General features: G+C 71.1%; 8 protein-coding genes. All 8 read left to right on the plus strand.

Translation table 11 applies throughout. The features are described from left to right. Positions 1-11 precede the first annotated feature (11 nt). The 8 genes from VM938_15555 to VM938_15590 are packed head-to-tail and all read left to right on the plus strand — an operon-like array spanning position 12 to position 11,214. Positions 12-563: a hypothetical protein gene (locus VM938_15555; protein ID HVF76452.1), complete on the plus strand. Its 552-nt coding sequence runs from the start codon at positions 12-14 to the stop codon at positions 561-563. Continuing rightward, positions 560-2,797 (plus strand): MFS transporter, encoded by a 2,238-nt coding sequence (locus VM938_15560; protein HVF76453.1) that lies wholly within the window; start codon positions 560-562, stop codon positions 2,795-2,797. Before VM938_15555 ends, VM938_15560 begins: the two co-directional genes overlap by 4 nt. Next, the gene (locus VM938_15565; protein ID HVF76454.1) at positions 2,794-3,219 is read left to right on the plus strand and encodes a hypothetical protein; all 426 of its coding nucleotides are present in this window, start codon (positions 2,794-2,796) and stop codon (positions 3,217-3,219) included. The genes VM938_15560 and VM938_15565 overlap by 4 nt, the downstream gene beginning before the upstream one ends. Beyond that, positions 3,216-4,391 carry a hypothetical protein gene (locus VM938_15570; protein HVF76455.1) on the plus strand — a complete coding sequence of 392 codons (1,176 nt, stop codon included), beginning with the start codon at positions 3,216-3,218 and terminating at the stop codon, positions 4,389-4,391. The genes VM938_15565 and VM938_15570 overlap by 4 nt, the downstream gene beginning before the upstream one ends. Next, positions 4,388-7,234, plus strand: coding sequence for an ATP-binding cassette domain-containing protein (locus VM938_15575; GenBank protein HVF76456.1), 2,847 nt, complete (start codon positions 4,388-4,390; stop codon positions 7,232-7,234). Before VM938_15570 ends, VM938_15575 begins: the two co-directional genes overlap by 4 nt. Continuing rightward, positions 7,218-8,762 (plus strand): ABC transporter substrate-binding protein, encoded by a 1,545-nt coding sequence (locus tag VM938_15580; GenBank protein HVF76457.1) that lies wholly within the window; start codon positions 7,218-7,220, stop codon positions 8,760-8,762. Before VM938_15575 ends, VM938_15580 begins: the two co-directional genes overlap by 17 nt. 4 nt (positions 8,763-8,766) lie before the next feature. Beyond that, positions 8,767-10,257 (plus strand): ABC transporter substrate-binding protein, encoded by a 1,491-nt coding sequence (locus VM938_15585; GenBank protein HVF76458.1) that lies wholly within the window; start codon positions 8,767-8,769, stop codon positions 10,255-10,257. Positions 10,258-10,311: 54 nt separating this feature from the next. Next, entirely contained in the window at positions 10,312-11,214 is a 903-nt protein-coding gene (locus VM938_15590; protein HVF76459.1) for an enoyl-CoA hydratase, read from the plus strand. Positions 11,215-11,223 lie beyond the last annotated feature (9 nt).

The following is an 11,223-nucleotide window of genomic DNA, read 5'->3' on the forward strand; positions in this document are numbered from 1 at the left end:
GAAAGGAACCTGTGAAACCCCAGTCCACGGCCCTCCAGCCCCGCCGCCGCCTCGCATCGGCATGCCGCCCGATCGCCTTCGTGGCGGTGCTGGCGACGGCCACCGGGTGCGGCGTCAGCAACCTCGACTTCCAGGTGGACCGGCGGCTGAGCTTCCAGGCTCCGGCCGAGGACGCCGAGGTCGAGTTGCCGCTGACCATCCGCTGGGACGTGGACGACTTCACCATCACCGAGCCGGGCGCCGAGGCAGGCAAGAAGAGCGGGTACTTCGCCGTCTTCGTCGATGCTGCGCCCCAGCCTCCCGGAAAGCCGCTGAGCTGGCTCGCCCGCGACGACCGGGCGTGCGAGACCACCCCGGGCTGCCCGGACGACAAGTGGTTCAACTCCCACGATGTGTACCGTGTAAGCGGCACCTCGCTGACGCTGGAGCGACTGCCCTTTGTCCGAGCCAAGGGGGACACCGAGGAGCACACGATCACCATCGTGCTTGTCGACCCCCAAGGTCACAGGATCGGTGAGAGTGCCTTCACTCGCACCGTCAAGGTCGCCAGGGGGCGGCGGTGACCGCCCCCGCGCACGCCAACGGCCGCGGCGCGCACAACGCCGAGGAAGAGACCGCGCTCGACGAGATCGAGCAGACGCGTGACGAGCTGCGCTCGGCGGCGCGCTCCGCCCTCGGTGTCGAGGGCACCGGCGAAGGGGAGCCGGAGAAGCTCAACACCATCCTCAAGCGCCACGGCGTCAGCCGGTACCCGCTCGTCACCATCTCGCTGCTGGCCGTCATCGACACCCTGCACGGGTGGGGCTTCGTGGTGCTGGCGCCGGAGATCAGCAGCTCGTTCGGGCTGTCGGTCGGGGCCGTCGCCGCCGTCCTCACCCTCAAGAACTTCGCCCATGCCGTCGCCCCGCTGCCCGCCGCCGCGCTGACGCGCAAGCCCCGCCGAGCCCTGCTCGCCGTGGGCAACGCCATCGGCTTCAGCCTGGCAGGCACCGCCACCGCCTTCGTCACCGGGGTGTGGGGGCTGCTCGGCGTCGGCACCATCGACGGGCTCACCTCGGGCGCCAGCCAGGCGCTGCACACCCCGTTGATGATGGACAGCCACCCCCCGTCGGCCCGGGTGCGGGCGCTGACCGTCTACCAAGTGGGCCTGCAGGCGGCCAACGTCATCGCGCCGCTGCTGGTGGCCATCCTCACCGGCTGGTTCTACCTGAGCTGGCGAGGCGTCTTCCTGGTCACCGGCCTCTTGTCATTGGTGGTGTCGCTGTCGGCCATCCGGCTGCGCGACCCCGGCTTCGGCCGCTACGACGAGCGGGCCATCCGCCAGGCGGTGCACGAGCGCCACGGCGAGGCGGGTGACGACGTCGAACACGACGAGACACTCACGCTTGGTTTCTTCGAGATCGTGCGCCGCCTGCTGCTCATCCGCACCGTGCGCCGACTGCTCGGCGCGGCCAGCGTGATCGGCGCGCTGACGGCGCCGTTCCTCACCTTCTTGTTCTTCTTCCTCGACGAGCGCTGGGGCATGGGCCCGAGCGAACGAGGCATCTTCCTCGCCTGCGTCTTCGCCCTCTCGATCGGGGCGTTGGCCCTGTTCGGCAAGCGGGGCGAGGCCATGTTCCGCGAGGACCCGGCGCAAGTGGTGCGCACGGCAGGCGCGCTCATGGCCGTAGCCGTGGTGACGATCTGCATCGCCGCCCTGATGCCCGTCTTCCTGGTGATGGCCGCCCTGTTCGGGTTGGCCTTCGGCCTCATCGCCATCATCACCCCGTCGCTCAACGTCACCGCCCAGACCTTGGTGGCCGCGCCCATGCGCGCCCACCAGTCGGCCCTCACCGGCATGGCCACGGCGGCGGGCAGCATCGTCGGGTTGCTGTTCTTCAGCGGCATCGAACGCCGCTACGGGATCGGCGGCTCGCTCGTCGCCGTCATGGGCCCCGGCCTCATCGGCAGCGCCATGATCGCCTCGGCCGCACGAACCGTCGGCTCCGACTTCGACCGGGCCGTCGACGCCGTGCTCGAGGACGAGGAGATCTCGCGCATCCGCCGCAGCGGCGGCCACCTGCCCATGCTGTCGTGCCGGGGCATCGACTTCTCCTACGGCAAGCTCCAGGTGCTCTTCGACGTCGACTTCACCGTCGACGAAGGCGAGATGGTCGCCCTGCTCGGCGTGAACGGCGCGGGCAAGTCCACCCTGCTCAAGGTCATCTCCGGCATCGGCCTGCCGCATGCGGGCAGCGTGCGCTTCGGCGGCCACGAGATCACCTACCTCGACGCCGAGCGCCGCGTGGGCCTCGGGATCACACAGGTGCCCGGCGGCCGGGCCATCTTCCCGGGCATGTCGGTGGCCGAGAACCTGCGGACCTACGGCTACACACTGGGCCGGCGCAAACAGGGGCTTGAGGAAGGCATCGAGCTCTGCTTCGCCACCTTCCCTCGGCTGCAGGAGCGCCGCGACCAGAACGCCAGCACCCTTTCGGGCGGCGAGCAGCAGATGCTCGGACTGTCCAAGGCCCTCATCCTCCAGCCGCGGCTGCTCCTCATCGACGAGTTGTCGCTGGGCTTGGCGCCCGTGGTGGTGGGGCCGTTGCTCGACCTCGTCCGCCGCATCAACGCGGGCGGCACCGCCGTGGTGCTCGTCGAGCAGTCGGTGAACATCGCCTTGGGCCTGGTCGACCACGCCTACTTCATGGAGAAGGGGGAGATGCGCTTCGACGGTTCGAGCGCCGACCTCCTCAGCCGAGGCGACCTCTTGCGAGCGGTCTTTCTGTCCGGGGCAGCCCCGGAAGGAGCGAAATGAACCTACGTGCGCGTGGCGGCAAGGCCGTCACAGTCCTCGATGCCTTGCGCCAGCGGGCGGCCACGCCCGAGGCGGCGGTCGGCGGCGGCGTCCTCTTGGTCGCCTGCGGCTTCGGCGTGCTCGTCTTCACCTGGGCCAAGGTCGCCGGGCTGCTGGTCACCTCGCTCCAGCTTCCCTACGTCATCTCCGGGGGCGGCGCGGGGCTCCTCCTCGTGCAGGTGGGCCTGCTCCTGCTGCGCAGCGGCCCTCGGCGCCGCCGCGCCGCCGAACGTGCCGCCCGGCACGAAGAACTGACCGCCCTCCTGCGCCGCCTCGGCGACACCGGTGCGCAGCCCGCCGAGGCTCCCGCCGTGCAGCCCTCCAACGGCACGGCACCCGCCCAGCCCTCCCGACGCCGGCGGCTCTCGACGGAGACGGCATGAACGCCCGACGCGCTCGCCTGACGGCCGCCGTGGCCGTGCTGTTGCTGTCGGCGCCGATGGGTTCCGCCTCCGGCGAAGAGGCGGGCCCGTCCGCGACCGGGTGGTGGACGCAACGCCCGCTCGCCGAAGGCAAGCCCAGCGGCGGCGTGGAAGTCGCCTGGGCCGGACCGGTGGGTGCCGAATCCGTGGCCGCGCTGCGCTTCGCCGATCGCCTCGGCCCTGACGACGGGGCTGTGCTCCACCTGCTCGACGTCGTGCTCGAAGGGGCGCCTGCCGTTCGCGCCTGCCCGACCGACGACGCCTGGAAGCCCGCCAACCCCGGCGCGTGGGCCGAGGCCCCGGTGGCCGACTGCGAGACGAGCGTCGCCGTCACCCCCAACGGCGAGAACCGGTGGTCGGCCGACGTTTCCGGCCTGCTGGCGGGCGCCTCTTCCATGCGCAGCGTGATGCTGGTCCCCTACGGCGTGCCCGCCGCGGCCGGCGTCCCGGTGACCTCGCCCTTCCGCCTCACCGTGGGGCGCGCCGCGTTGGTGGTCACCCCCGGCGACGACAGCTCCGACGGTGGAGGCGACGACGGTGACGACTTTGGCGGCGGCTTCGATCCCGGCTTCGGCGCCGGCCTGGGCCAGTCGGCTCCGGGGTTGACGGCGCCTGAGCTCGACCTCTTCGCGCCCCAGGCGGCGCCGACGTCGACCACCACCGCACCCGCAGCACCAGCGGCCGAGGCCGCGCCCGAGCTGGCGAGCACGCGGTTCTTCCGGGGCTCGGCGGCAGCGGGCGCCCTGTGGGCCGTCGTGGCCATCGCCTTGGGGGCCATGGTCGTGTGGAGCACCACCCGCCGCCGGCCCAACTTCGTGTCGGGCGTGGAGCCGGAACGACGGGCGGTCAACGCCTCTGCCGTCGGCGCTGCTCTCATGCTCGCAGGCGCCGTGGGCGTCTGGCTGGCATGGCGCGGCGCCGCCCGCACCCTGCTCGACGGCGCGCAGTGGCCGTGGTTGGTGTCGGGCGGCTTGGGCGGCCTCGCCCTGGCGTCGGTGGGCGCCACCCTGTTCCAGCTCCACGCCGAGCAAGCAGACGCCGCCGCCGAGGACGCCGAGTTGGACGCCCTGCTCGAAGCAGCCGCCGCCGCCGTGCAGCGCACCGGCATCGGCACCGAGGTCCGGCACCCATGAGCCCCGCCGCCCTGCTCGCCTTCTCCCCCTTCGGCTTCGACACGCCGCTACCGGTCGTCCTGCTGGGCTCCATCGTGGGCCTCACCTACGGGCTGCTCGGCGTCGGCCTGGTGATCATCTACCGCACCAACCGCGTCATCAACTTCGCCCACGGCGAGATCGGCCTGTTCGCGGCGGCGGTGTTCGGCCTCGCCGTCAGCCGCTGGCACGTGCCCTACTACATCGGCCTGGTGCTGGCGCTGCTGCTCGGCGCGGGCGTCGGCGCCGTGAGCGAGGTGGCCGTCGTGCGCCGCCTGCGCGCCGCTCCTCGGGTCATGAGCATCGTGGCGACCCTGGGCGTGGGCCAGTTCCTCCTCGCCCTCGGCTTCGCCGTGAACAACGAGGCCAAGGCCGGTTCGGGTTTCCCGCAGCCGCCGTTCCTGCCCACAGCGAAGGTCGGGGCGCTGACCCTCACCCGGCCGTACATGGCGATGCTGATCTTCGGCCCCATGGTGGTCGTCGCCCTCGCCGTCTTCTTCCGCCGCAGCCGGTGGGGGCTCGGCATCCGTGCCGCCGCCGCCAACCCCGAGGCCGCCCGGATGTCGGGTGTGTTCGCCGGGCGCATGTCGGCGTTGGCGTGGGCGCTGGCCGGTTCGCTCTCGGCCTTCACCGCCATCCTGGTGCTGCCCACCGCCGGGTTCACCGCCTCGGGGGCGGGCTTCGGCCCCAGCCTCCTCCTGCGGGCGCTCACCGCCGCCGTCATCGGCCGCATGAAGAACCTGCCCGCTGCCCTCGTCGGCGGCATCGGCCTCGGCATCATCGAGCAGTCGATCCTCTGGAACTTCCCCCGCAGCGGCTTCGTCTCGCTCGTGCTGTTCGTGGTGATCGTGGTGGCCCTGACCCTCCAGCGCCGGGAGGTCGGCCGCGAGGAGGAGAAGGGCAGTTGGGCGGCCGTGCAGGCCTGGCGGCCCGTCGCCGAAGAGCTGCGCAACCACTGGATGGTGCGCCGCCTGGGTGCCGCCGTGGCCGTGGTCGCCCTCCTGCTCAGCGGGCTGGTGGCGTGGCAGGCGTCGAACAGCTCGGCCACCATCCTCGTGCACATCGTCGGCTACGCCGTGGTGGGCCTGGCCGTCGGCATCGTCACCGGGCTCGGGGGCCAGTTGACCCTCGGCCAGTTCGCCGTGGGCGCGGTGGGCGCGGTCGCCTCCACAGCCGTCATGTCGCGCACCGACAACTTCGGCCTGGCCTTGCTCTACGCCGCGGCGGCGGGGGCGATCGCCTCGCTGGCCGTCGGCCTGCCCTCGCTGCGGGTCCGCGGGCTGATGATCACCGTCACCACCCTGTCGTTCGCCCTCGTGGTGCAATCGTGGGGCCTCCAGCAGCCGTGGGCCTTCGGCGCCGGCGTGGAGCCCGGCAGGCCCCGCATCGGTGACACGCCGATCGAAACGGCCAAGGGCTACTTCGTCTTCTCCTTGCTCGTGCTCATCGTCGCCATGTGGCTGGCCCGCAACATCCGCCGTGGCGGGTTCGGCCGCCTGCTGGTGGCCGTGCGCGACAACGAGGCCAACGCCAGGGCCTTCTCGGTGCGGGCGAGCATGGTGAAGGTGCAGGCCTTCTGCATCGCGGGCGTGCTGGCAGGCGTGGGCGGGGCCCTCATCGCCCACTCGCTCTCGCGGGTCAGCGGCTCGACCTTCCCCATCGACTCCAGCATCAACGTCGTCGCCATGACCGTCATCGGCGGCATCTCGATCCTGAGCGGTCCGCTGCTGGGCGCCCTTTACGTCATCGGCGTGCCCGAGTTCGTCGAGCTCGACGCCGCAGGCCTGGCCGCCACCCAGGCGGGCTGGCTGATCCTGATCCTCTACCTGCCCGGCGGGCTGGCCCAGTTGATGCTGCCGGTCCGCGACCGGCTGGTCGCCTTGATCGCCCACGCCCCCGGCCGCGGTGCGAGTGCCGAAAACGACCCGGCGGCAACGCCCCTCGGCTCCGGCATCGACGTGAGCGCGCTGCGCCGCCACCGCGCCAACACCTCGGTGCAGACGCCCGACCCCCTGCTGGAGGCACGCGACCTGGCCCGCAGCTTCGGCGGCGTCAAGGCCGTCAACGGCGTGTCGCTGCAAGTGTGGCCGGGCGAGACGGTGGGCCTCATCGGCCCGAACGGCGCAGGCAAGACCACCCTGTTCGAACTGCTGGGCGGCTTCACCGAGCCCGACTCCGGCACGGTGACCTTCGCGGGCCGCGACGTGACCGGCTTCGGGCCGGAGATCCGGGCCCAGCTCGGCATGATCCGCTCGTTCCAGGACGCCGCGCTGTTCCCCACCATGACCGTGCTCGACGCCGTACACCTGGCGTTCGAGCGCGTGAGCCCCACCCGCCTCGCCGACGCCGTGCTGGGCTTCGGCCGCACCGAGCGGGCCAAGGCGGCCCGAGCCCGCGAGCTGGTCGGCCTCATGGGCCTGCACGGCTACCGCCACAGCACCATCGGCGAACTGTCGACCGGCACCCGCCGCATCACCGAGATCGCCTGCCTCATCGCGCTGCAGCCCCGGCTGCTCCTCCTCGACGAGCCCGCCTCGGGCATCGCCCAGCGCGAGACCGAGGCGCTGGGCGGGCTGCTCCACCAACTCCGCGAGGAGCTGGCCCTGACGTTGCTCGTCATCGAGCACGACATCCCCCTGATCATGAGCATCTCCGACCGGGTCATCGCCATGGACGCAGGGCGCGTCCTGGCGGTCGGCTCACCGCAAGAAGTTCGGAACGATCCCCGCGTCGTCGAGGCCTACCTCGGCGGGAGCATGGAGGCCATCGAGCGCTCCGGCAACCGGGACCAACGAGAGGAGCACGCCGATGTCATCCGCACCTGACGGGCGCACGAAGGCGAAGACCGCACGAGTGGGCCGACGCCACCTCGTCGCCTTGGTCGCAGCCATGCTCACCACCGCCGCATGCGGCTCCACGGTGCCCGGCGCCGAGAACCTCAGCAGCGCCGAGCTGGAGGCCTACGCCGGTGGCGACGGCCTCGGCATCGGCGGCGCCGGGAGTGCAGGCGGAGCGGGCGGGCCGGGCGCCGGCGGGGCCGGCGGCGGCGGCACGGCGGGCACGACGGGCACCGGGCCGGGCGGGCGTGGCCCGGGCGGCACGACGGGGACCACGGCACCGCCCAAGGGGGCGATGGGCCGAGGCATCACGAACACCACCATCGCCGTCGGCATCTCGTGGGTCGACATCAGCGCCATCTTCCAGGCCTTCGCCCCCACCGCTCGCAACGATGCAAAGGCCACCACCAAGGACGCCGCCCAAGTGGTGGTCGACTGGATGAACAAGAACGGCGGCATCGCGGGCCGCAAGATCGTCCCGATCTACCACGAGTACCCCGCGCAGGCTGCAGCCCAGGACTCCACCCGCAGCCAAGCCGAGCAGTCGATGTGCGACGCCTTCACCCAGGACAACGTCGTCTTCGCCGCCATGCCGACGTTCAGCACCGAAGGCGTTTTCAACAGTTGCGCCGCCAAGCGCGGGCTCGTCTCCCTGGTCGTGGGCAACCTCGACGAGATCGTCGACAACCCCCGGATCAAGGACATCGGCAAGACCTGGTACCGCATCGACGGCATGGCGGGCGAGCGCCGCGAGCAGGTCACCGTCGACCAGCTCCACCGGCGCGGCTTCTTCGCTCCCGGCACACGGCTCGGCCTGCTCATCACCAACACCCCCACAGCCCGTCGCCTGGCGGAGACGTCGTTGAAGCCCGCGCTCAAGCGCATCGGCGTCACGCCCGTGGTCGAGGCCACCTACACAGACGCCGACAACATGTCGAGCACCGTCCTCACCTTCAGTGACGCGAAGGTCGACCGCGTCATGTGGGGGAACTGCTTCTCGTGCCAGGTGTCGGCGGCGAACTTCATGTCCACGGCCGAGGCGCAGGGGTTCACCCCGGCCTACGGCTTGACGACGCAGAACACCATCGGGGCGCTGCGCACGCTGGGCGCCCCGCCCGCCGCGCTCGAACGATCGGTGGCGTTCGGCTGGAAGCCTGCGATCGACCTGGCGACCAACAACGTGGAGCCGGTCCGTCCGGGACCGCCTGCGGATTGCCGCCGGGCGGTCACGGAGGCGGGCATGGCCGACGACTTCCCGCCGGGCTACGAGGGCGCCTACGAGAACATCTGCGAAGCGCTCTTCTTCCTGAAGCGAGGGCTCGAAGCGGCACCGTCACTCACCATCGACGGCATGAGCAAGGCGGTCGAGTCCTTCGGCGACCACGTCCCCGTCGGCACCTTCGCCACCCGGTTCGGCCCCGGTCGCCACGACGGCGTGTCGGCGGTGCGAGACCTCTTCTTCGAGAGAGCCTGCGACTGCTGGAAGTTCCGAGGCCCCCTGCACGGAGTCGGGTGACGCCATGAGGACGAAGCGCTGTTGGGTGGGCCTCGCTGCTGCTGTCCTCCTCGTCTCCGCATGCGGGACGACCGTCAAGGGTGTCGACGGGCTGTCGCCCCGAGCGCTCGAAGAGCTCACAACACAAGAAGGCGGGCCGGCGGACGACTTCGCCGGCAGCGGCCCTGCAGGAACCGGGCCGACCGCCACCGCAGGACCGGGCGCGTCGGCGGCGGCGACCGAAGCGGCCAAGAAGGCCGCCGAAGCTGCCGCCCAGCGGGGGCGGCTCGCCACCGGCACGGGCATCACCCCCACCACCATCACGGTGGGTATCACCTGGCTCGACATCACCGCCCTGTTCGCCGCCTTCGCGCCGACGGCGAGGAACGAGGCCAAGGCCACCTCCAAGGAAGCGGCCCAGGCGGTGGTGGACTGGATGAACAAGAACGGCGGCATCGCAGGCCGCAAGATCGTCCCGATCTACCACGAGTACCCCGTGCACGCGGCAGCCCAGGCCTCGACCCGGAGCCAGGCCGAGCAGTCGACGTGCGACGCCTTCACCCAGGACGCCAAGGCCTTCGCCGCCCTCCCCCTGTTCAGTTCCGAAGGCATCTTCAACACCTGTGCCGCCAAGCGGAAGATGATTTCGACGGTGATCGGCAACCTCGACGAGATCATGGACAAGAAACGCACGGCCGAGCTGGGCGCCTACTGGTACCGCCTCGACGGCATGGGAGGCGAGCGTCGCGAAGAGGTCACCGTGGCCCAGCTCCAACGGCGCGGCTTCTTCGCCCCCGGCTCCAAGGTCGGCCTCCTCATCACCGACACCCCGACGGCGCGGCGCCTCTCCGAGCAGGTGTTGGAGCCCGCCTTGGCCCGCATCGGCGCGAACGTGGTCGAGAAGGCCTACTACTTCGACGACCAGAACCTGTCGACCACAGTGCTGCGGTTCCAGACCTTGGGCATCGACCGGATCATGTGGGGCAACTGCTTCAGTTGCCAGGTCTCGGTGGCCAACTTCATGGCCACGGCGCAGAACCAGGACTACGACCCCGTCTACGGCCTCACCACCCAGAACACCATCGGCGCCCTGCGCACGCTCGGCGCCCCCAAGGAGCAGCTCGTCAACGCCGTCGCCTTCGGGTGGAAGCCCGGCACCGACCTGGCGACAAACAACGTGGAGCCGCCCCGGCCGGGGCCGCAGGCCACATGCCGCCAGGCCATCGTCGAGGCGGGCATGGGCAACGACTTCCCGCCCGGCTACGAAGGCGTGTACGAGGCCATCTGCGAACAGCTCTTCTTCCTCAAGCGAGGCCTGGAGGCGGCGCCGTCGCTGACGGCCGAGGGGCTCCGCCAGGTGGTCGAGTCGCAAGGCCCGCAGCCGGGCGTGGGCACGTTCCGCGTGCACTTCACCAAGGACCGCCACGACGGGGTCGTCGCGGTGCGAGACCTCTACTTCGGCGCCCAGTGCGACTGCTGGAGCTACCGAGGCCCGGAGCACGCCGCGACGGGTTAGGTGCAGGGGTTCCATGGCTGTTGCCCTGATTCAACCCCGTCGTACGTTTCCCCCATGACCGCCTACGACTACGTCACCTACGAGTCACTCGACGACGGGCGAGTCGTCCGCATCATGCTCAACCGGCCCCGCAGCCGCAACGCCCAGAACCGCGGCCTGCTGGTCGAGCTCAACGATGCCTTTTTGCGCGCCGAGGGCGACGACGACGTGCGGGTGGTGATCCTCGGCGGCACAGGCGACGTGTTCTCGTCGGGCCACGACCTGGGCACGCCGGAGTTCATGGCGGAGCTGGCCGAGGAAACCCGCCACGAGACGTACCGCACAAACGGGGGCACCCGGAAGGCCGCCGAGGCCCGCATGCTCCAGGAGTGGCACTACTTCTTCCAGAACACCCGGCGCTGGCGCGACCTGCGCAAGATCACCATCGCCCAGGTGCAAGGGCCGGTGTACGCGGGCGGGCTCATGCTCATGTGGTGCTGTGACCTCATCGTGGCCGCCGACGATGCCCTCTTCGCCGATGTGGTCGGCACCCGCTTGGGCATGTGCGGCGTCGAGTACTTCGCCCTGCCCTGGGAGATCGGCCCCCGCCGCACCAAGGAGCTCATGCTCACCGGCGACGCCCTCGACGTCGACGAGGCCTACCGCCTCGGCATGGTCAGCAAGGTCTTCCCCCGGGCCGACCTCGAGGCGCGCACGCTGGAGTTCGCCCAACGCATCGCCGCCCTGCCCACGATGACGGCGCTGCTCATCAAGGAGAGCGTCAACCAGACGGTCGACAACATGGGCTTCCAGAACGCCCTGACCGCCTGCTTCACCCTGCACCAGGTGAACCACGCCCACTGGGCCGAAGTGAACGACGGCTTCCCGGTGGCGACGCCCGCCGACGGCGTGGGCCCGTGGCACGAGGCTCCGCCGCCGGTCCCCGCCCGCAAGGACTCCGTTCGGGCTTCCTCCTGATCGGGACGG

It is taken from the genome of Acidimicrobiales bacterium (assembly GCA_035536915.1).
GTDB lineage: Bacteria > Actinomycetota > Acidimicrobiia > Acidimicrobiales > JAHWLA01 > JAHWLA01.

What these genes read in the sequence shown, in the direction of transcription:
- VM938_15565 (HVF76454.1), top strand. Translation starts at nt 2,794, where the DNA reads ATGAACCTACGTGCGCGTGGCGGCAAGGCCGTCACAGTCCTCGATGCC.
- VM938_15575 (HVF76456.1), top strand. Translation starts at nt 4,388, where the DNA reads ATGAGCCCCGCCGCCCTGCTCGCCTTCTCCCCCTTCGGCTTCGACACG.
- VM938_15580 (HVF76457.1), top strand. Translation starts at nt 7,218, where the DNA reads ATGTCATCCGCACCTGACGGGCGCACGAAGGCGAAGACCGCACGAGTG.
- VM938_15570 (HVF76455.1), top strand. Translation starts at nt 3,216, where the DNA reads ATGAACGCCCGACGCGCTCGCCTGACGGCCGCCGTGGCCGTGCTGTTG.
- VM938_15590 (HVF76459.1), top strand. Translation starts at nt 10,312, where the DNA reads ATGACCGCCTACGACTACGTCACCTACGAGTCACTCGACGACGGGCGA.
- VM938_15585 (HVF76458.1), top strand. Translation starts at nt 8,767, where the DNA reads ATGAGGACGAAGCGCTGTTGGGTGGGCCTCGCTGCTGCTGTCCTCCTC.